This window comes from Hymenobacter norwichensis DSM 15439, from assembly GCF_000420705.1.
Lineage (GTDB): Bacteria > Bacteroidota > Bacteroidia > Cytophagales > Hymenobacteraceae > Hymenobacter > Hymenobacter norwichensis.
In genome coordinates, this window is the sequence record NZ_ATVL01000009.1 from 258,126 (window position 1) to 279,062 (window position 20,937).

The following is a 20,937-nucleotide window of genomic DNA, read 5'->3' on the forward strand; positions in this document are numbered from 1 at the left end:
GGTGCAAAATACAGTGCTGCTTTCAAAGCCTTGAGCTTAATCGAGAAAATCCATTCAGCTAGGTCCAACGGTTTCATGCACGAAATTCACTTCCGGGGAGCATTTTGTAGACTTTGAGCTGTGAGCTAGGATCTTAAATTCAGTCTGCACCATGAAACGGGTATCCGCGCTTGCTAAAACTTGCTGGCCCACTTTAGGTAGAAGAGCGTTTTAGCCTTTCTCAGGAATATTCTGGCTTTACTTCTTGCATTCACTTTCATCGTTTTTGTTACGGAGTTAGTAGCAAAGCGGGTCAGCCTTTAGAACCTACGAGATGCAGAGTCCTCACCCTATTTGTGTAACTCTACCACCTCAAACTACCATTACTTGGATCCGGGCCTGCTAGTGTAGACCAACAGGGTTTGTACATTTGGGAATAACCACAATTCCAATGCGTAAACTCCTACTTCTCTTCGCTGGCCTGGCCTACCTGCCGCCGGCACTAGCCCAGCAGCCCGCCAAAAAGCCGCTCGACCACACGGTGTATGACCGATGGGAAAGCGTGACCAGCCAGAAAATCAGCAACAACGGCAAGTATGTGCTGTACCAAGTGAAGCCTCAGCAAGGCGACGGCACCCTCTACATCAAAACCAGTGGCAACCGCACCGTAGGGCAGGTAGCCCGCGGCGATTCAGCCCTGTTTACCGCTGATTCCCGGTTCGTGGTGTTTGCCATCAAGCCGTTGTTCAAGGACGTCCGGCAGGCTAAAATCAAGAAGAAAAAGCCCGAGGAAATGCCCAAGGACTCCCTGGGGGTTTTTGCCCTGGAAACCGGAAAGCTCACCCGGTACGCCAACGTCAAGTCCTTTCAACTGGCGGAGAAAGCCTCAGTGGTAGCTTTCCTGACCATGCAGGCCCAGGTGAAGGAAGCGGCGAAAAAAGCCCCGACCGACACGCTCAAGAAAATTACCGACAACCTGCTTAATGCCAAGAAGGAAGCCGGTACCCTCTCGGTGTTGAACCTGCAAAACGGCGCTTTGCGCGAGTTTGCGGCCGTAACCGATTACCAAGTTAGTAAGCTGGGCAACCGGACGGCGTTTGCGGTTTCCGCGCCCAAGAACAATAAAACGGTGCAATCAGGCCTGTTCGTGTACGACCTGGGTGCGGCCACGCCTAAGCGGATGAGCGCCGGCAAAGGCGTGTATAAGAACTTGGCCTTCGACGACGCCGGCAAGCAGTTGGCCTTCACGGCCGAGAAGCACCCCGAAAAAGCCCTGGCAAAGCCCTTTACGCTCTATTATGCCAACTTCTTGGCCGACAGTGCTACCGCGTTGCTACAGCCCGGGGCCAAAGGCTTGAAGGCGGGCTGGTCGCCGAGCGGATTCGGAAAAGTGCTGTTCAGCAAGAACGGCGACAAGCTTTTTTTCGGCACCGCCCCCGACCCCATTCCGCAGGATACCACGCTGGTCGATTTTGAACACGCCAAGCTCGACATCTGGAACTACAAGGACGACTACCTGCAACCCATGCAGCTGAAAAATCTGAAGAAGGATTTGCAGCGCAACTACCTGGCCGTCATCTACCCCAAGCGGGGCAACCAATTCGTGCAGTTGGAAGACGAGTACCTGCGCGACTCGTACATGGCCGACAATACCAATGCTGAGTACGTGCTGGCCGTAACCGACACGGCCAAGCGCATCTCAATGCAGTGGCAGGGTAGCACCCTGAAACAAGCGTTTTTGGTATCCACCCTAACCGGCAACCGCATTGCCATCAACCCCAAGGCTGCCAAAAGCCGCTTTCAGATTTCTCCTAATGGCGACTATGCCGTGTGGTACGACCACGCCACCCAAAATTGGTTTTCCTTTGCCGTAGCCACCCGCAAAACCACCAACCTGACCGGTAAAACCGGGGTGTCCTTCGCGGATGAGGAAAACGACTCGCCCACCGACCCGGAAGCCTACGGCTTGGCGGCCTGGGCCAAGAACGATGCGGCCGTATTGCTCTACGACCGGTACGACATGTGGAAAGTTGACCCCAAGACGGGCACGGCCACCAACTTCACCAATGGCCTGGGCCGCAAAAATAAGCTGCGCTTCCGCTACCGGATGCCCGTGGAGGAGCAGAAGTTTATCGAGCCCAACGAGACCTTGTGGCTGCAAGTACAGCACGATGATAGCAAAGAATGGGGCTTCTATAAAAAGGCCCTAGCTAGCACCAAAGCCCCCGAACTCGTTGTAATGGCACCCATGGGTTACTCCGCGTTGCTACAGGCCAAGGATGCCAAAAACTTGGTGTATACCAAGTCTGGCGTAAGCCAGCCGGCCGACGTGTACGTGAGTACGGACTTGAAAAAAGAAACGAAGCTCAGCGCCATCAACGCCCAGCAACAGGACTACAACTGGTTCACCGCCGAACTGGTGCACTGGACCACTCCCAAGGGCTATAAGGCCACCGGCGTCCTCTACAAACCCGAAGACTTCGACCCCAACAAGAAGTACCCTATGGTGGCGTACTTCTACGAGAAGGTGTCGGAAGGCATCTACCGCTACCAAGCGCCCGCGCCCACTCCTTCGCGGCTCGATATTGCCATGTTCGCCAGCAACGGCTACTTGGTGTTCACGCCCGATATCAGCTACACCATTGGCGAGCCGGGCCCGTCGGCCGTGGAATTCATCAACTCTGGTGTGGAAGCATTGAAGAAAAACAACTGGGTGGACGGGGCGCACATTGGCATTCAGGGCCAGAGCTGGGGCGGATACCAGGTAGCCTACCTCATCACCCAAACCAACATGTACGCCGCCGCGTGGGCCGGAGCTCCCGTCGTGAACATGACGTCGGCCTATGGTGGTATCCGCTGGGAATCGGGCCAGAGCCGGCAGTTCCAGTACGAGCGCACCCAGAGCCGCATCGGCGGCACTCTCTGGGAAAAGCCCGAGCTCTACATCCGCAACTCGCCGCTGTTTGCGTTGCCCAAGGTGCAAACGCCGGTGGTTATCATGTCGAACGATGCCGACGGCGCTGTGCCGTGGTATCAGGGCATTGAAATGTTCACCGACCTGCGCCGCTTGGGTAAGCCTGTGTGGTTGCTGCAGTACAACGGGGAGGCCCACAACCTAGTAAAGCGCGAAAACCGCAAAGACATTTCCATTCGGGAACTGCAATTCTTCGACCATTACCTGAAAGGTGCCCCCGCTCCAGTATGGCTGGAGAAAGGAGTGCCCGCCGTAGAGAAAGGCCGTAATTGGGGCCTGGACCTCTCCAAAGGCAACGGGATGTAGAAGCGGGCTTTACCCCGGCGAAACAACGGCAAGGGCCGGAGCAGTTAGCTGCTCCGGCCCTTGCTATTTGCCTACGATTGGTAGCACAGATAGGTCTTATTTAACAAAGACTATCGGGATAGGACATGCCTAGTGATACTCGCCGCTTTGGGAAAGTGGTAATAGAGGTTCAGTCTTGATTGTTACTCGAGATATATAGTAGTTTTTGGTATGCCTTTTCGCTTCTTTCTTGGGTCGTTGATTCCAAGTTTTTCGGATTAACATACCACTTATTCTTTCCATTTGCCTCTCTACAGCGGCCACTTTTTGCTCTATAGTTCTAGCGGCTTTTGGTGCCGGGAATGTGCACCACGCCCTAGTAGCGTAGCAGACTACGCCGGATGTCGGTGGGCGCGAAGTCTCCGAACTTGGTTATCTCCCGACAAATACATCATTAGTTCACCGCCAAGCGAAGCGTTTGCGTGCCGGTGCGTACTATGTACACCCCCGTTGGCTGCCCCATTGGTAGCACCAATACCGCTGTACCCGTTGTATCTGCACTTGTCGCTACGACCAAGCGCCCGACGGCATCCAGTACCTGAACCTGTGCTCCGGGTGTGGCGCCGGTCAGCTTCGACAGGCCGTGGGTGGGGTTCGGGACCAGCATCAGGTAAGGCTTTGCTGCTTCTCGCTTCACCGTCTGCACGGGCGAATAGGCCACAGTACCATCCAGGTCTACTTGGCGCAGGCGGTAATAGATAAGCGGTGCTTGGTAGCGCGCCACTGCCTTATCAACCCATTCGTACTGGTGACGTGCCGAGCTAGTGCCCTGGCCAGCTACGCGGTGCAAGGCGCGGAACATGCGCCCATCGGTGCTACTTTCCACTTCGAAATAGGCACTGTTTTTCTCTTGGGCCGTTATCCAGCGGAGCAGGGCATCGGGGCCTTGCGCTTGGGCTGTGAAGCTCACTAACTCTACGGGCAGAGGCGAAGAGCCGAGCGTGCCAATAACCGTTTGGCTAAACGAGGTAACGGGAAACGTAACGGTGCCATTAGTAGCGCTGGCGCTGACTGCCGAAATAGGGGGCTCGAATGCGGTGTCGCTGTTGCTGCCGCGCTTGAAGAGCTTCAGGTTAGCGGGCGTAGCAGCATCGGCAGGACTAATATCTGCGGGCGTAAGGGTGTACGTGACGGTGGCCGTGAAGTCGCTGCTACTATACCGGTTGACAATCCAGTACGCTTGGTTGAACGTCCGCTGCAAGCCGGCCGTACTGGGCTGGGTACCCAGCGGCGGGCCACTGAGGCGGCTGACCACTACTTCATAAGGGGCACCGCCAGTAGAAGAGAAGTTGATAGCCACATTGGTACCCGAGAAGCCGTAGGTGCCGGTGCCCACTACCGTTTGCGCATTGCTCGTACCCAGGCTAACGGGTGCAGTGCTGCTCACGCGGGTAGTACTGCCGGTAAGCGTGCCCACCGTGCCCCTAACCACGTCGGTTGTGGTAGTGCCTTGGTCGTTGAACTGGAGGTACGATAATAGCCCGGATTCTGTGCCTCGCAGCGTGAGGTGGCGCAATAGCCGCACTTCCGTTTGGCTTAGTGCCCGGCTCCATTGGCTTACTTCGTCGATGTCGCCGGGGAAGTTATTACTGCCTGACACGGCTACGTTGCCAAGGAAGTTGACGCGGGTGGCGGCCACCGCACTGTTGATAGGCAGGTTGATGACAGCCACTCCATTGAGATATGCTATCAGCGCGCTGCCGTTGTACGTAGCTGCCACATGGCTCCACTCACCCGCTGCTATGGTATTGGGTCCGGTTTGTTGGCTTACTGTCCCGCTACCCGTGCCAAAGCCCACTCCCAAGCGGCCGTTACCCGTCACGAACATGTAAGGCGCTGCTGTGTTGCCGGTGCCATTGCCCAGCACGTAATACGTGGTGTTGCCGGTGCCAGTGGCGGGTTTCAACCAAACAGCCTGCGTGTACTGTGGCCCCAGAATGGGGGCCGGGTTGGTAGCATCGGCGCTGAAGTTGATGGCGCCGGCCGTATTGCCTCCCACAAAGCGCAGGGCCGTACCTGCCACGCGGTCCGTTCGAAATATCTCACGGCTCCCCGCTGGGTTGGTCACGAGCGGGGTTCGGGCAATGCTTCCAACGGTCAGGCTGGTAAAGGTAGCGTCGAGTAGGTTGCCATTCGGAGCATTGGGAGCCACGTCGTACGCCAGCCAGAAGTAGTTGGTGCCCGCAGTCAGCTGCTGGTTGCCGGTGATGGTGAAGCTACCGTTCGGATTCGTAATGGCGCCACCGAATAGGGTGGTGGTAGCGAAGGTATTGCTGGTACCGGTGAAGAACAGACGAGCTGCATTGATATCTGCTGGTGCCGTGCTACCATTGGTGGTGAACGAAAATGACTGGGCACTTAGCGGCGAGCCAGTACCGCCACCAATGGTAACGGCCACTTGCAGTAGCACTTGGTTGGTACTGCCCGCCGCTACGCGGGCTGTGCTGGCCTGCGTGGCTGTGCTGCTGGTGTAGGAGGCGGCCAGTGCTACCGTAAAGCGGTTGGTGTTGCTGATGACGCTCATGGCTTGGCCACTGAGCTGGGCTGTGGCATGTACCTGGTACGAGCCGTTGAGCAGGGGCGAAGGTTGCGTGTAACTCCAGTTGCCGGCCGCGTCGGTGGAAGTGGTGCCAATACTGGCTCCATCTACATACACAGTTACAGTGCTGCCAATGGTAGCTGTACCCGTGTACACTGGGGTGGCAGTGTTGATAGTGCTGCCGTTGGCTGGGGTAAAGACTACTGGCGCAGATGTGGAGGGTGGGAAATAGGTGATTAAAAATGGCCCGGCAGCCGTGTTGTTGTTGCCGGCATTGTCCTGCGCCACGCCCACCGCTATGGTTACGGTTGTTACTACGCCGGGGGTAGTAGGCGTCACGGTGAAGGTGTAAGTAGTGCCGCTAACGGCCGTAAAACTGCCCGGCGTTAGGCTGCCGTTGCTTATGGTCACGCTGCTTGCTGCAAACCCCGTTACATTTTCCGAAAAAGTCACCGTGAACGGAATGGGGGTTGTGGTGGTGGTGCTGTTGTTAGGGCCGGCTGAGCTGCTAATGACTGCCGTGGGAGGCGTCTGGTCGATGGTGTAAGTGGGGCCCGTGACACCAGCCGGGGCGTTACCGGCTAAGTCCGTCACGCCCGAAGCAGTAGCTTTCAGATTCAAGCCCAAAGTACCGTTGCCGCTCACGCTATTTACTACCACGTCGAAGGTGGTGCTGCTCACGGGCGATACGCTGGCAATAGTGCCCGTGGCCGTGCCGGTGGTGGCCAGCACAAAGCTGCTGGCACTCACCCCGCTCACAGATTCACTGAATGTAACGCGGAAGGTCAGCGACGTGACGTTGGTGATGATAGCCGCCGGAATCTGGCGCGTGATAGTGGCGGTGGGTATCACCGTGTCAATCGTAAAGGTGTTGGTGCTGCTCTGGGCACTAGCCGCCGAGCCGCTCACCACCGCTGTAGCATACACCGCCGTTGAGCCGGTAGGTAGCGCCGTAGGCTGCGTGAAGCTCCAAGTGCCCGACGAGCTTGCCACCGTTGTGCCAACAGGCGCGAAACTGCCGCCATTAGGCCGCACGTACACGGTAATAGTGCTGTTAGCGAGGCTGGTGCCCGAGTAAGTGGGCGTGTTGTCGTTGGTGATGCTGCCATTGGCGGGCGTAGTCACCACGGGCGCGGTGGGCGTGGTCGTGAAGCTTATTACACTGCCGTAACTGGTGCCTACCGGGTTGACGGCGTAGGCGCGCACGTAATACACGACGCCGGGTGTCAGGCCGCTGATAGTTTTTGAGAACGAACCCAAGCCAGAGCCATTGGCATCTGCCATTACCCCGGCTCCGCCCACGGTAGGAGTGGAGTTGCTGCTGCTATATACCACGCCGCGGGAGCTGACCGCCACCCCTCCGTCGGCGGTTACGTTGCCACCCAACACCGCGCTGGTGGTTGTGATGGAAGTAGTTGCCGCCGTTGTCACCGTTGGGGGCATCATTTGCGTGCCCGTCACTTCAATCTTATCAAAAACAAAGGTTTCACCATTATTCGTGGCCTCGTCGTTGAGGATTTCCAGCATGAAATCTACCTGCTGGCCGTTCACAGTAGCGGGCAGCGGGAAGTCGAACTGAGTTAGGGCTGGAGTCAGGGCCGTGCCTGTGGGTGGGTTGGTCAGGTTGGTGGGGTCTACATCCTGCGACATACTGCCGCTGCTAGTGGACACTGGTTGAGTGCCGCGGAACGAGGCAAAAATCACCCAGCTGCCCCCGTTGATGCGGTAGTAGAACTTGGAGTAGTCGCTGAGGTCCCAGGCATTGAGGGTGGCGCCTAGCAGGATCTTGAAGCGTACGTTTGTGTAACCGACCGTATTCACCTGTTTGGTTATGAAGGTGCCAACGTTCACCGGCGCCGGGTTGACGGGGTTGCCGGTGCCTGCCGCGTACCAGTAGTAGCCGTTGCTGATGTTGGTGAAATTCGTAACCGAAGCGCCGTTGGCGTACCAGGGGCCGTTGGCGTTGGTATTCGGGATGTTGGTGCGGAAGAAGGCCGCCCCGTTGTTGCCCGCAAAGCTGTTGCTTCTGTAGCGGGTGCCTTCGCCGTCGTTGGTCAGGTCGTCGAGGTAAGGCAGCGGAGCCGCCGCATCAAGGCTAGACGTAACCACAATACCCCGCGCCACCACGTTGCTACCCGTAGAGGAGGCATCTGTCACCGAAAACCGAATGGTTCGGATGCCGTCCGTGGCATTTACTGCATCGGTGTTCTGGTAGCGCACCGAGCGCAAGGCCGCCTGGTAGGCAGCCAGCGAAGCAGTGCCCGTTAGCGTTAGGGTACCCGTTGCAGTAGCGAAGCTGCCCGTAATGCCGTTCTGGTTGGTGAACAGCAGAATATCCTCCGTGGCATCGAAATTTAGAATGTTCACGGTAGCACCGCTCAGGGTGGTATTGTCCGCGTCGGTGACGGTGAGGGTGTTGGTAACCTGGGTAGCCGGAGCGCCTTCCGCATAGTTCAGCGCGGTGCCTTCGATGTTGGACAGTACTGGCGCCGCACTGCCGCTCGGGTTTCCAAACACCCGGATGTTGTCGAAGGCAAATTCCTCACTTAGCCCGTTCTGGTCTGCCACCACCCGCACAGCGAGCGACGAGCCTGTACCCGACACCAGAAAGGTGAAGTTGGTCATCGTTTGCGTCAGGACGGAATTATTACCGAGTTCATCAGACGAAACGCCGTTCAGGTTCAGATCTTGTCGCATGGCCCCGCCAGTGCCTGGGTTGGCGTTGTCGCCCACAAAGCGGCCCACCGTGTTCCAGCCCCCACCGTCGAGCTGCACTTGAATTTCTATTTTGTCGTCGTTCTCCCAGTTGATACTGGGGTTGGAGCGCTGCCCAACATATAAGGCGACATGCACCTGCAAGTTGCTATTGCCAGCTACTGATATCGGGCTTAGCGTGACCGTACCAGCACTCCGAAGGTTGTTGTTGGCCGGTCCCCGCACGCCTTCACCCGCCCAATAGAACTGGCCGTCCAGCGCGCCGCCAGTTATTCCGTTGGCGGGGTAGAAACCCACTACCGGATTAGGAGTGGAGAGGGTATTGTTGGAAGCCCGAAGGAAATACTGGTTGGTACTGCCAGTCAATCCGGTGGTGTACGTAGTAGAGGTGTACCGGGAATTCTCTCCGTCCGTCTCAAACGACTCTTGCCGAAGCAGATTTTGGGTTTTGGCTTCTACGGTGCTGAGTAGGAGCAGCCATACGAGTAGCAGTTTAAATTTCATAGCAGCTGCTGAAAAATGGTTATAGGTGCTTATTAAGCTATGTGTCTTATTAATAGATATATATATCTGCAATTAACTCGGCTGTAGCTGTGGCGTACTGGCCACCGGGAGCGGCAGCGTACCCAGTACTTCTCCAGGCTGTATGCCTAAGCCAACCAGTTGCTCTCCCGTGAAATAGCCTTCGTCGAGGGCTACCATGTCGAGTTGAATGACCTGACTTAGGCCGCAGGCCACCAGCAAGGCCTGGCCGGGCACGGCCAGCACTACCGTTCCGGGGGGCGCCGCCACAGTTTCGGGGCGCGGCGTGGCACTAAGTATGCGTAGCGGTTGCCCGCGCAAAGCCGCCAGGGCGCCTCGGTTCCAGGGGTTGGTGGCGCGCACTAGTCGGGCTATTGGCTCGGCGGGTTCCTGCCAGTTGATGCACAGGTCAGGCAGAGTAGGGCGAGGCCAGTAGCGGGCCACGGCTTCATCCTGCGGTTGGCCAGGGGTGCCCGTACGCAGGGCATCTAGCAATTGCCGGCCCGTGTGCACTGCTGCCAACGCCAGTTGGGCGCGGTGCAGGCCGTGGGTATCATGCGGGCCAATGGAAACGGGCGTGGCCGCCAGAATAGGGCCGGTATCAAAGTCCACTTCCATACGGTGCATGGTCACGGCGCCGGCGGCTTCGCCATTGCGGAGTTGCCAAAACGTAGGCTCCGGCCCGCGATAACCAGGCAAAGCCGCAAAATGCGCATTGATAAAGCCCTGCGGCGGCATACGCAGCACTTCCGCCGGAATGCGCCATGGAAAGGTGAGCACCAGCACAGCCGTAGGGCGCAAATCCGCCAGCCAAGCCGTTAGGTCAAGTGTTAGGCCGGCGCGCGCCAAGCGGCGCGGGGGCGCACCGGCCTGCACCAGCCACTGGTGTAGCTGCTCCGCTTCGTCGCGGCCGTTGGCGGGCACGGCTACCCCAGCTACTACACCTTGTGTGAGCAGGTTCTGCAACAGAGGCCACCCCAAAAAGCTGCTAATAATAACGGCTATGCGCATGCTGGTAACGATAAACTATAAGGATAGAAACTCTCGCGTGTTGACTTAAAACCCGCGTAACCATCTACTGCCGCCAATGCCGAGCCGGCCGCAACAGATGGCCACCCAACCAGTGCTTTAGGGCCGCGAAGGGAAAATGCCTTGCAGCGCAATAACATAGTTGATAGCCTGCACCGGCATGCGGTTTTCGTGGGCTTGCCCAGCACCCGTTGTGCCGGTACTGCCCGCAAGAGGCCCCGACAGCAAATTGGTATTTCCTGGCCCAGTGCTGTATTCGGCGGCGCCACCTTTGGCCGGGAATCCGTTTACTGGACTGGTTTCTTCCGCCTCGGGCGCCGTTTGCAGCGTGCCGGTAATGGCGTGCATGTGCGTCGGAATTTGGTCAAGGCTGAGCGCTACCGATTCCGAGCCGCCCATCTGGCCCTGAGTATAGGATGAGCCGCCCGACAACTGACCCGCACCCACGGGTACCCGGCTCCGCAAATCGGGCAGGCCGAACGTGGTTTGGCCGTTGCCGCCGAACGTGGTGCCTAGCAGCGTAAATAACGCTTGGTTGCCGTTGATGGCCAGCAACTGGCCGTTGCAGAAAGCCCAGCCTTTGGGCGCGTATGGAAAGGATATAGGGCGAATTTCGCCGAGGTATGGTTCGTCCATAGTAACACTAGCAAAAGAGAGGTGAAAGAATAGACAGAGGGCCTAATCCTGCCGCGGCGGATAATTGCCCTCTAGGCAGATGATGTAGTTCAGTGCCAGCACGGGCTGGATATTGGAGTGCGCCTGACTGCCGGGGTTTGGCTGCGCCAAGCCAGTTAGAGCACTCACATCTAGGTATTGGTTGGCGCCCCCCGACCCGGCGTAGGCCGTGCTTGGTCCTGCCCCTGGGTAAGCGCCCTTGGGGTCGTTGGTGGGAGTGCCCCCAGACGCCGCTGCCAGCGTAGCGGAAAACGGGTGCTGGTGAGGTGGTATCTGTAAGGTATTGAGCGTCACGGAATCAGCCCCGGCCTGCTGCCCTAGTGCATAGGTTGTTAGGCCCGGTGCCGGCATTTGGCCTTGGCTGCCTACCCCCAAGCGACTTTGTAGGTTGGGTAGGTTGAAATTGGATTGCCCGTCGCCACCGTAACTAGTGCCTATTAGAGAGTAAAGTGCCGGATTTTCAGAGATTGACAAGCTCTGTCCGTTGCAGAAAGCCCAGCCTTGCGGCGCGAAGTTGAAGCCGACGGTGCGAATCTCGCCGACGTATGGAGTAGACATGCTTGAGAGCTTGAGAAGGTGAATGGAAACCAGAGCTTACTGGCGCGGCGGGTATATGCCCTGCGTAGCAATGCAGTAGTTGAGGGCCAGAAACGGCATGCGGTTCTCGTGGGCTTGGTTGCCACCGGCCGGCACGGTGGTGCCAGTAAGCAGGTTGGCCATGTTGCCGTTCGTGCCCGAAAACCCGTATTGCTCCGACGACGTGGAGGCGTAGACGCCCCCCTGCGGCGAGCCAGTGGTGCCCGTAGCGCTAGTTACCGGTACCGATGCCGCTAGCGTATGGCTGTGTTGGGCCAGTTGTACGGCCTGTAGCGTTACGCTTTCCGTCCCGGTTTGCTCGCCCTGGCTGTAGGATTGTAGCCCCGCTCCCTGGCCCATGCCTACAATGGCGCGGCCACGAAGGTCGGGTAAAGCAAAACTGTTTTGCCCGTCGCCACCGTACAGAGCGCCTAGCAACGAAAAAAGGGCCGTATTCTGACGGACTGGTAACAACCGGCCGTCGCAGGGCAGCCAATTAGCAGGCGCGAAGTAGTACGGCATCAGGCGGATTTCGCCCAAGAATGGATCCATGATGAATTGGGGTTAAAGAATGAATAATAATTGCCGCTGCGGCTCTGTAGGCGCACAGCTCTTTAGTGGCAAAGCTGTTACCGCACTAGGCGCTAGCATCGTATTGCCCGCTGCGGCCGGAACACATAAGGAAGTTTGAGGTAGACGGCTAGGCCAGAAAGCACGCACCCTCGATAATTAACTCTTCGAGTAGATGGTTCTGACCTGTTTGCTGGTTAAGGCCTGGCAGATGACTTGCTGCTGATTGGTATTCTAGTGGACTTTATGTTGCCGAGGCTCTTGGCCTGAGCAATTTCTCGCAATAGGTATTGGGTAGCTTAATTGTCGCGCTTAGAATTAAAAGCGCATGTCCTGTCTGGTTTCATTCACTCGTACTTTCAATGCTCTTCTCCTGCTCCTTCTCACATGCATGCGTCAGGTTTCAATAAACCCGTTTTTCACAGCATACACAATCAAACTGGCTGTATTAGAACTTTCGGTCTTTTCCAGTAACCGCTGCCGGTATCCCTCCACTGTACGGCTGCTAATGAAGAGTTTTTCGGCAATATTCAAGTTGGTTAGTCCTTGGCACATTAGCCGTAGTACCTCTTTTTCGCGGGGAGTGAAATAGATAGGGTCAAATAGCGAGGAGGAGCGTTTTCGGGTGGGCTCCTGAATGCCCCGCGTGACAGCCCGCGAGATGCGGGCCGTGAGGTAGTAGCCCGTCGTCAGAACCTCACTGATGGCGTGAATTATCTCTGATTGGCTAGCATCTTTGGGCAAGTAGCTACGAGCCCCCAGTTTCATCATTTGCGTGATGTACTTATCGGCGGCAAACATCGATAGCACAATAATCTTCAACTCAGGAAACTCTTTAAGGAGCACCTGCGCGACTTCTCCACCATCGTGCTCAGGCATCTGCAAATCGAGCAGTAGCACGTCGGGTAGCCGTTGGCGGCACACCACCAATAGCTCTGGCAAATTAGCTGTTTCGGTTATCGTTTCTACGTAGGGCAGGTCTTGCAACAGATGGCACAATCCCTGTCGAAATAGGGGATGGTCGTCGAGTAGCGCTACGTGTATGCCAGCTAGTGGAGTAGTCATAGAGTTGCGTGACTAATTGGTATCTTAATGATAGTGCAGCTGCCGCGTTCCTTGTTTCGGGGATAGTGCAGCTCTCCGCGCAATAATTGCACACGGGCTGCAATGCTGCGCAAGCCCGCCCCAGGGCCAGCTGGGTGGCGGGTCAGGGGGGAGGCAAAGCCACACCCATCGTCCTCCACCGTCAGGGTAAGGTGCGAGTCGGTTTGCTGCAAGTCAATTAGCAGAACCGTAGCCCCTTCGGCGTGCTTTAACGCATTTGTCAGCAGTTCCTGGCAGATGCGGTACAGCGCGAGTTCCTGCGCCAAGTCCAGCGACTGATTGTAATGTATGGTCAGCTCAACCGGCAGCTTTTCAGCTTCATTGCATGTGTCTACTAGGTTGTAAATAGCTTCTGCTAAACCAAACCGGGCGAGTATGGCCGGGTACAGATTGTGAGAAATGGTACGGACGTCTTGCACCATGGTGGTCATGGCTTGTTCTAGCAGCGTTAGCGAAGACTTTTGACTCTCAATTACTGGCCCATTGCTTAACCGGTTCACCAGCAGCTTTGCAGTGGCCAACGCCGAGCCCAGGCTATCGTGCAGATCTTGGCCGATACGTTCCCGCTCTCCTTCCTGAGCCTCCACGGTGGCGGTTAGTAATTGTAATTGGTATTGCGTCTCTACTTGTTGAAGCTGGAGTTGCTGCTGCAACACCCGCCGCTGATAGGCAATGAGGAAGCTTAGCAACGCCCCCCCCGCTAGCAGCATAAAGGCAATACCGCTGTAGAGTAACTGGCCAAAGCTTACTTCTGAAGGGGAAGCCATAACGCCCGGCAGTAACACATATAGAGCACGATGAACAGCAGCGAATGTACGGCCCAAACGTTCATGTTAAGCGTCCGGGAATACTGGAGCAAGTAATTGCTGAAAAGCGCAATCTGTAAGTAGCCTAAAAAGTAGATGAGCAAGCCTGCCGATATCCAGAACATCGGTTCTTTAACCAAGCTAACGATCCATAGCTCACTGATTACTTTCCGAAAATAGAGCCCCACTAGTATCAGCACAATAAAGCTTTGAAGTATCTGTTGGCTCGGCCGAAACTGGGTGAAGTCTGGCCGAGCCAACTCGGTATCAAGCACTGCGTAGCAAGTAAAAGCGCCTATAAGCCACGGCACCAAGCGCGTAAAGGCAGGAGAGCGTAACTCTTGCCTGTATACCAAAACCAGAATCCACAGTTCCCCAATGGTGTAGATGGGCATCAGAAACAGGTTGTTTCGGTGCAGAAACAGGAAAACCAGCCCGGTTAGGTTCAGCGGCAGCAAAAAGCCATTGAGGCCGACGGCGAGGTAGCGCAGGCTAGGCGAAAGCTGACGGAAGCGCACCAAACCGATAATTCCAGCTATTAGCATCGGCAAGGGCGTGAGGCGCATCAGTAGCTGCGGTATAGTCAGTTGTAAAATATCATGCACAGGCAGTAAGGTGTTTAAAACTAAGTAAGGACTGGCTGCCCTAAACTAAGTAGGGCTAGTAACCGGGCGGCACCGGGGTCGACATGTCGTAGAATGGGGTGTCGGAGGTCTTGGCGTCAGGGTTGACCAGCCGCAGCACTAGCCCAAATGTATAGGTGGGCTGAGGGTTATTATTATCGTAAGCGGCATAATATTTATGCAGGCCGAAATCAACTCGCAGCTGCTGCCGCTCTGCCGGATCGATGTTGAATAAGTTGTTCATCAAATCGCCCCGCTGAAAGTTGTAGCCCCGCAAGAAGCCATAGGTAGTCGCGAACATATTGGGCGTCAGCTTGTCGGCCTCTTGCCAGTTTTTCACCCAGTCGCCGGCTACGCCATGCGGTATCTGCACGCTTCCTGTTCCATCGTTGCCACTCGAAATCTTGGGGTCGTCGCTGCTTGATGAGTTCTGGCCATACATGGCGGCCATCAGATTACCTAATTCCGTACTCTCAAGGCTGAGCAAGTAGTAGGCCGATACCCGGCTGTTTTGGGCGTCAGTCGCATAGAAAGTTAAGTTGAACTGCCTGTCTTTAGTGAGTAGGAACCGGACCTTCACCTGGGTGCAGCCCACCGTTGATATCAGCCACCGTACCCAGTCGGCTGGCATGCTCAGGTACTGCCCGCGGCTGCCATCCTTCGCCGCGAAGCTTTCATTCAGGGCTGTCAGCGCCGCGTCGCCTTGGGTTATCAATTGCACCCAATTATTGGTGTACTGCTCGAAATCATCTGAGCTAATGACTGCAGGAGGAAGCGTGTTGTTGTCGGCCATAAAGAATGTGTGGAGGAAGTGGAAATTAAATCTTCTGAAAGAACGCATTAGCTAGCAATACTTTGCTTCTGGATAGGCATTGCTATGTTGAATAACTGAACTACCAAACAGCTGATGGGTCATTGAGTGAAAGCTGGTTGTTGGCGAAACCGGAAGCTCTGCTGAAGCACAGGCGCCCCCAGCAACTCGGCCAATTCCTGAAGTTTGGGCCACGCATCGGCGTAGCCGGCCGCGTCGCCTACTACCACCAGCGGGTTCTGGGCTTGCGGGTCGCCGGTGAAGTGCGGCGAAATGCGCGTAACGCCCGTTACATGGTCGTTTGGGCCGATACTGCGCATCGTAAATTCCCATGGAATAGCCACGAAGACCGGACCAGTGGGTGGCGCCATTGCTTCCTTGAAAGCCCGTTGGAGTACCAGCGGCATTTCCTCGGGAGTGCGTATCTCATGCGCCCACTTGGTGTACTGCCGGGCCAGGTCGACTAGGTTAGAGGCTAGTAGTGGCTCCTGTGTCACTAGTGCAGTTTGCTGCTGGCAACAAATAACTACCAGCGGTACGCGCGACCGAGCTGCGTTAAACAAGTTGCCGATGCTATGCGCAATTCCGGGCGTAATGTGCAGTATCACCACCCCCGGCAGGCCCGTTAGGTGGGCCATGCCCATTGCCGCACCTATGGCAATATTCTCGTGTAGGCATTCGATGTACGTGACGTCATTTTCTGGGTAGTACGTCCCGTCAATCAAGGGAATTTCGTTGGTGCCGGGCACCCCAAAAAGATGGTGAATGGCTAGCTCACGCAGAATATCAAATAGGTAGTCGCGGGTCCAGCGGAGAGTAGGCGAGGGCAGCATACGCGGAAGGGGCAGCTTAGCCGCCGAACAGAGAGCGTTATCAACTTATTTGCTCAGCAAAGTAACCGGCCAGAAAAGCTGTTTTTGCGCGTAGAATTACGCGAATAAGCTACCCCGTATTTCTACGTGGTTTTCCTGCTTTCCTTTCACCAGTCACTACTTGATTTTCTCGTCTTATTTCTGTTCTAGCACGGTGAACTGCATAGCTAAGCGAATGAGAAAAGAACTGCCGGCCGGGCCTGACGAATGGTGGATAAGTATCATTTCGAACGGCTAAGCCATCGGCATGGCCGCCCCAGTTATAGTGGTAGTAAGCACAGCATCAGTTGAGGTATCTGTGGTGGCGGTTGACTCATCGGGTATTGGGCTGCTGGCAGCGGGAGGAACTGCTGCTGCGGGTACGGCCGCTATAACTGGGGCGGCAAAAACCACTGAGGCTGGGTTAGACACGGGAGCCGAGCTACCAGCACCAACTGCTGGGGTAGCATCCCGGGTGCGGTTATTCTGCCATTCTAGGCCAAGGTAGGTGGCGCTGCTCACAGCCAGTAGCAATATCTGGTTATCAGTCCATACCGGCATGGCCACGCTATTGTACACTGTCCGCACGAAGAAATACCCCATCAGCAGCGAAATCACTACTTGTTGTAGCCGGTTCATGCTCAAGCCATACGCATCCGAAAGAATGTCGGTGAGCCAGCCCCGGCTAGTTAGCCACGGGCCGGTTGCGGACTCGGCCGGGGGCGGGTCGCGCCGGATAAGCCCGTTCACTGCCGCCGTTCCACCGCTGATGCCCAGCAGCGCCAGCGAGGTAGTGGAAATATCCGGCATCTCTCCCGACACACAATAGATAACCAGAAAACTGCCTAGGATGATAAACGTCCACCATGCCATTTGTACTTTGCCTAAGTTGAAGGGCGGGTTGACTTTCGCTAGTGTGGGCATAGATGCCGTGTTGCTCTCGCGTGGCAGAGTAACGCGCAGCAGCCACGAGCGGGCCCCTAGGGTCAGCAAGCCAATGCCTAGGCCCAACGAACCCAGAAGAGCAATCCAAAGGGTAACGGGCTCAATTAGCTTGATGCGAATAGTACTGCCCACATGGTTGGGGTGCAGTTGGGTAAATATCCGGTCTTCGTAGCCCAACCCAATTTTGCCGGTGTAAGAGTAGTCCCAGGGCGACTGATATACTACATCCCAATACCGATAATTTCCAACGTTGCGCTCCAGCTTAAATACTATTTTATCGGGTACACCTACCGGGTACTCATCCAGCAGAACTGTCAGCTTAGGGATGAGCGCCGCTGTAGCAGCCGAGTCGGGGTTGGCTGCCAATTTTTGAGCCGAGCGCAGAGCAGCAGCTGTCAGCACCTTATCGGCGCCCGACTCGTCGATGTATAGCGCCAGTGGCGGCATGTTCAGCAGGGGTGCATCATCAATGTATAACACCAAATTGCGCGCCTTGCTGTGGGCCTGCTGCGGGTCGAATCCTTGAGTAATCAACAGCGTCTCCTGCAATTTAAGCCAGCGGTTGAGGCCCGTAACTTCCAAGGCAATCGTGTTGCCGAGCTGAAAAACCGAATCCTGCGTGGGGGTATCCGTCACATAGATGCGCTGAATAACCGGCTGCTGTGCCCAGACCACACCGTGGGATAATAGTAGTGCCGCCAGCACTATCAAGTGCCGGCCGTAAGCAGATAGGCAAAGGAACATGTAAGGGGTAGATAGTGCTGGCTAAAGAGACTCGGGCAGAAGTAGGGCGCCTTTACGCCGCGTATGGAATGGCAGTCACTCGCCCCAACCAGGCTGGCAGGTAGCGCTGCATGGCTGCCTCGGGTGCTAGGTGCACGCTTTGCAGCATGCTTACCAACGCAGGTGGGGCTACGGAATGGCCTGCCCGGTACTGGTAAAAAGCGCGCCGAACGGCAACAAGTGCCTCGTAATAAGCCTCGGCCGGTGCCGCGTTGATGGCTGTTAGCGTAGCTGGGCCAATTTGCCCGTCGATAACGCCTTGCCAGCCAAACGACGAAGCCAGTACGTATTGCGCCAGATGACCAACCCGACTAACGCCACTGTTAACCCCAATGTCGCAGAGTTGGCTGGCAACGCACTGGCTGTTGATGTTGCTTAAGTGCAAATTGTCCCAGTACTGAGCTTGGTAAAACGACCGTACCAGAGTGGCTAGGGTGGCATCTTTTTCTAATATATCCGTAGCCAGTTTGTTGCGTGGGGCTACTTGGCAGTTGGCGGGCCAGTCGGGCTTAGTTTTATAAGCATCTAGTACAGGCCAGCCGGGCCAATGCGGATTGAACACCCGGGAAATGCCGCGCCAGGTTTCGCCACCTGGGTCGTGTGGGTCAAATACGTAGCCGCCCTCATTGAGTAGTAGCAAGGGAAAGTAGGCAGCGAAATCAGCCATGACAGAAAGTAATTAGGTGAAAATGAAGCAGATGAACAGGTTATTAGAGTGTAGTCGGCATTGGCCAGCTTACACGTAGTAGTGAGGTAAGCACAGCCGGCAACCCCGCGATGCTTCCGTGCCAGCTAGGCCTACTGTGCTAGTCGATGAGTGCAGTCGTTATTGCAGGTGAAGCGTTGTTGGGAGGCTTGCTCATAAGTAGTTGCCTAACACAAGGAGGGCAACGTTTTTTACACGTTCCGTTCTGGTGCGGGCCAGCTATGCCAACAAGTGTATTTTTTCCTCTAAAGCGTTGAGGCTGGTAGAATAGGGCGCACCAATACCTAAACAATGCTTTGCTTGGGCTTAACACTTGCGGTGCCTGTCCTAGAGTTATATGGTGGGCCGCTCCGTACTTAAGGGAGCATCGTATTTGTGTGCTGTCGTGTGCTGCCTGTTTTGCCTAGCTTTACAACCGAGGAAAGCCGCTATGCTCTGTGGCTCTTTCACTTAGCCAGGTATACTCCACAGATTAAGCTGATATGCCTCTATTGTGGGTATGTGCGGGGGCCAAACTTCAGCAACTCCCAATACATCAGGCTTTGTACCATTTGCAAATAGATACACTCCATCGAGTGATTTCCCCAATCGTCCCACGTTTGCCACACAAACGTGGCAGGAACGCCAACGTGCACATACGGGTCGTTGGGTGTGTTGGGAGCCAGGGAAACCATGCTGGGCACAAAGTCGCACAGATTAGCGAAGCGTAAACCCAATGGCAACTCTGCCTGGTAAGCAGTGGCAAAAGCCTGGTCGCCTAGGTGCAGGCCACCGAAGGTGATTACCACGGGTTGCTTACTACTGCCTGTATAGCTACCACTTAAGTACGCATCTAAGGCGCCCAGCGTCGCTAGTGGTCCGCCTAGGCTGTGGGCTGCCACATACCATGGGGCATCGGGGTTAGCCTGGGCAATAGCCCGTACTGCTGCTTGGAAGGAGGCCGCCAGGGAAGTAACCAAGCCGGCGTCGCTACGAGTGTAGAAGTCGTAAAGGGCCGAGTTGACATTGCCATACGGGTGCTGCGTGCCGGCCCCACTGCTTGGCAGCAAGCACGGTGTGTTGTGGTCCCACCCCAGCAAGTCATAGCCAGCTTCTTCGAGTGTTACAGTGCCGCGCAACACCACTATATTATGCGACAAGTCGTTGGCTACTGCCGAGAAGCCAAATAGTTGCTTGCCAAACGACGGCTCACCGGTAGTGGGCGGTGGCGAGCAGTAAGCGGCCGCCTGCTTCTTGGTACGGGCGGCAGCATCGGCTTCCGCCAATCTCGCGAAGGGGCTAATGTTAGGGTCACTTTCCCAGACGTAAATAGGAGTGAGCATCTGGTAACCCAGCAACACAGGCGTGTTGTTAGAGCCGTTGTTGTAAGCATCATAGGCCGCCATCACTCCCTGGGCCAGCGCCAGAGACAGTTGCTGGAGAGTAAGCGCTGTTGGAAGCGACGCTTCTAGCGAGGCAACCAGACTATCGGTTGTTGTTGTCATAGAGATGGTGGATAAGGAATAGGGAAACGAATAGGCTTTAAAGCATCCGCTTGCCGTGATGGCGCAGGAGTTCAGGAATTAGAGAGAAATATAAAATTTACAATAAGGCAATACATTTCCTGGTTGGTGCGGGAAGTAGAACCCGTTAGCTGTCCCACAAGCGCTTAGGATTTGTTTACTGCAAAAGAAAGACCTGTCAGGCAGTAAAAACCACGTATAAACCCGTGTTTTACAAAAATTTACCTTGCTTCAGTTTCCTTGTCTTCTTGGCATCCACAGCTACTCTGATGTAGCATATAGGCACAAGCGCTAGTGTGAAAACACCACTCACCTATGGATTTCGAGGTCTTTCTGATTGATAATTTTTCATGTTAGGTTAGTGCCTGACTATAACACCTATGGTGCTGGAAACAACTGGTAACATCAAATGTGGGTGGCAAAATTTACTTCTCATTGCCCCTCTGCACTGCTGGGCCTAAGTGAATCAGCGCTCGGGTAATCCGCTGAAGAAATCTACCTGCATAGGTTGTCAGGCTCGGTCACTGTTGCGGAATACGGGCAGTTCTCGTACTGTGCAGCGGTACATGCATATTGTTCCATCCATTTATCAGCAAGCTACCTGGCATGGCACTGCTTGGGTGTCCGGCCCCTATTGTGGAAAGGAAGCAGTGGAACGAGAATGGCCTTAGGTGAAGCACCAAGGCCTACCTAAGGCACCAATTGGGGGCTGCAGCTGGGTAGCAAGTAGAAATACCCAATTTTCAAATCGCGCATTTCTACCTGTAAGTAGGCCAAGGCTAGGCGGTAGGTTTGTCATATCAATTGGCTGAGGCACAAGCCCAACCGGGCCGAAGCGCAAGGACACAATTGATGGGCACAAGCCGAACAGCCCCACCAAAG

14 protein-coding genes are annotated in these 20,937 nt (G+C 55.7%); 1 reads left to right on the plus strand and 13 read right to left on the minus strand.

Annotation, left to right across the window (positions count from 1 at the left end; translation table 11 throughout):
* Window positions 1–430: 430 nt before the first annotated feature.
* Window positions 431–3,259, plus strand: a complete 2,829-nt coding sequence (locus G536_RS0116015; protein WP_022824619.1) for an alpha/beta hydrolase family protein — start codon at window positions 431–433, stop codon at window positions 3,257–3,259.
* Between the two features lie 433 nt (window positions 3,260–3,692).
* On the opposite strand, the gene G536_RS0116020 is transcribed toward G536_RS0116015, so the two are convergent.
* The 13 genes from G536_RS0116020 to G536_RS0116080 form a co-directional block, all read right to left on the minus strand.
* Complete coding sequence (locus G536_RS0116020) at window positions 3,693–9,056, minus strand: LamG-like jellyroll fold domain-containing protein (protein ID WP_022824620.1); 5,364 nt, start codon at window positions 9,054–9,056, stop codon at window positions 3,693–3,695.
* A gap of 72 nt (window positions 9,057–9,128) precedes the next feature.
* Window positions 9,129–10,085, minus strand: a complete 957-nt coding sequence (locus tag G536_RS30780; RefSeq protein ID WP_022824621.1) for a methionyl-tRNA formyltransferase — start codon at window positions 10,083–10,085, stop codon at window positions 9,129–9,131.
* Between the two features lie 117 nt (window positions 10,086–10,202).
* Window positions 10,203–10,739, minus strand: coding sequence for a phage tail protein (locus G536_RS0116030; RefSeq protein ID WP_022824622.1), 537 nt, complete (start codon window positions 10,737–10,739; stop codon window positions 10,203–10,205).
* 42 nt (window positions 10,740–10,781) lie between these two features.
* The gene (locus tag G536_RS0116035) at window positions 10,782–11,336 is read right to left on the minus strand and encodes a phage tail protein (RefSeq protein WP_022824623.1); all 555 of its coding nucleotides are present in this window, start codon (window positions 11,334–11,336) and stop codon (window positions 10,782–10,784) included.
* Between the two features lie 36 nt (window positions 11,337–11,372).
* A complete protein-coding gene (locus G536_RS0116040; RefSeq protein WP_022824624.1) occupies window positions 11,373–11,906 on the minus strand; it encodes a phage tail protein in 534 nt (177 codons plus the stop codon).
* A 414-nt stretch (window positions 11,907–12,320) separates the two neighbouring features.
* On the minus strand, window positions 12,321–12,989 hold the full coding sequence (locus G536_RS0116045) for a response regulator transcription factor (RefSeq protein WP_022824625.1): 669 nt from the start codon (window positions 12,987–12,989) through the stop codon (window positions 12,321–12,323).
* Window positions 12,986–13,795, minus strand: a complete 810-nt coding sequence (locus G536_RS0116050; protein ID WP_022824626.1) for a sensor histidine kinase — start codon at window positions 13,793–13,795, stop codon at window positions 12,986–12,988. The genes G536_RS0116045 and G536_RS0116050 overlap by 4 nt, the downstream gene beginning before the upstream one ends.
* Window positions 13,774–14,439: a hypothetical protein gene (locus G536_RS0116055; RefSeq protein WP_157530683.1), complete on the minus strand. Its 666-nt coding sequence runs from the start codon at window positions 14,437–14,439 to the stop codon at window positions 13,774–13,776. Before G536_RS0116055 ends, G536_RS0116050 begins: the two co-directional genes overlap by 22 nt.
* A 55-nt stretch (window positions 14,440–14,494) precedes the next feature.
* Window positions 14,495–15,250 carry a hypothetical protein gene (locus G536_RS0116060; RefSeq protein WP_026880269.1) on the minus strand — a complete coding sequence of 252 codons (756 nt, stop codon included), beginning with the start codon at window positions 15,248–15,250 and terminating at the stop codon, window positions 14,495–14,497.
* A 119-nt stretch (window positions 15,251–15,369) separates the two neighbouring features.
* Window positions 15,370–16,101 (minus strand): thiamine pyrophosphate-binding protein, encoded by a 732-nt coding sequence (locus tag G536_RS0116065; protein ID WP_026880270.1) that lies wholly within the window; start codon window positions 16,099–16,101, stop codon window positions 15,370–15,372.
* Window positions 16,102–16,374: 273 nt separating this feature from the next.
* On the minus strand, window positions 16,375–17,808 hold the full coding sequence (locus G536_RS0116070) for a hypothetical protein (RefSeq protein ID WP_022824628.1): 1,434 nt from the start codon (window positions 17,806–17,808) through the stop codon (window positions 16,375–16,377).
* 52 nt (window positions 17,809–17,860) lie between these two features.
* A complete protein-coding gene (locus G536_RS30785; RefSeq protein WP_022824629.1) occupies window positions 17,861–18,514 on the minus strand; it encodes a glycosyl hydrolase 108 family protein in 654 nt (217 codons plus the stop codon).
* A 527-nt stretch (window positions 18,515–19,041) separates the two neighbouring features.
* On the minus strand, window positions 19,042–20,037 hold the full coding sequence (locus tag G536_RS0116080; RefSeq protein WP_084708659.1) for a lipase family protein: 996 nt from the start codon (window positions 20,035–20,037) through the stop codon (window positions 19,042–19,044).
* Between the last annotated feature and the right edge of the window lie 900 nt (window positions 20,038–20,937).

Coding starts and splice junctions, on each gene's coding strand:
- G536_RS0116060 (WP_026880269.1), bottom strand. CDS start 15,250: ATGGCCGACAACAACACGCTTCCTCCTGCAGTCATTAGCTCAGATGAT.
- G536_RS0116020 (WP_022824620.1), bottom strand. CDS start 9,056: ATGAAATTTAAACTGCTACTCGTATGGCTGCTCCTACTCAGCACCGTA.
- G536_RS0116045 (WP_022824625.1), bottom strand. CDS start 12,989: ATGACTACTCCACTAGCTGGCATACACGTAGCGCTACTCGACGACCAT.
- G536_RS0116030 (WP_022824622.1), bottom strand. CDS start 10,739: ATGGACGAACCATACCTCGGCGAAATTCGCCCTATATCCTTTCCATAC.
- G536_RS0116080 (WP_084708659.1), bottom strand. CDS start 20,037: ATGACAACAACAACCGATAGTCTGGTTGCCTCGCTAGAAGCGTCGCTT.
- G536_RS0116065 (WP_026880270.1), bottom strand. CDS start 16,101: ATGCTGCCCTCGCCTACTCTCCGCTGGACCCGCGACTACCTATTTGAT.
- G536_RS0116070 (WP_022824628.1), bottom strand. CDS start 17,808: ATGTTCCTTTGCCTATCTGCTTACGGCCGGCACTTGATAGTGCTGGCG.
- G536_RS0116040 (WP_022824624.1), bottom strand. CDS start 11,906: ATGGATCCATTCTTGGGCGAAATCCGCCTGATGCCGTACTACTTCGCG.
- G536_RS0116035 (WP_022824623.1), bottom strand. CDS start 11,336: ATGTCTACTCCATACGTCGGCGAGATTCGCACCGTCGGCTTCAACTTC.
- G536_RS0116015 (WP_022824619.1), top strand. CDS start 431: ATGCGTAAACTCCTACTTCTCTTCGCTGGCCTGGCCTACCTGCCGCCG.
- G536_RS0116050 (WP_022824626.1), bottom strand. CDS start 13,795: ATGGCTTCCCCTTCAGAAGTAAGCTTTGGCCAGTTACTCTACAGCGGT.
- G536_RS30780 (WP_022824621.1), bottom strand. CDS start 10,085: ATGCGCATAGCCGTTATTATTAGCAGCTTTTTGGGGTGGCCTCTGTTG.
- G536_RS30785 (WP_022824629.1), bottom strand. CDS start 18,514: ATGGCTGATTTCGCTGCCTACTTTCCCTTGCTACTACTCAATGAGGGC.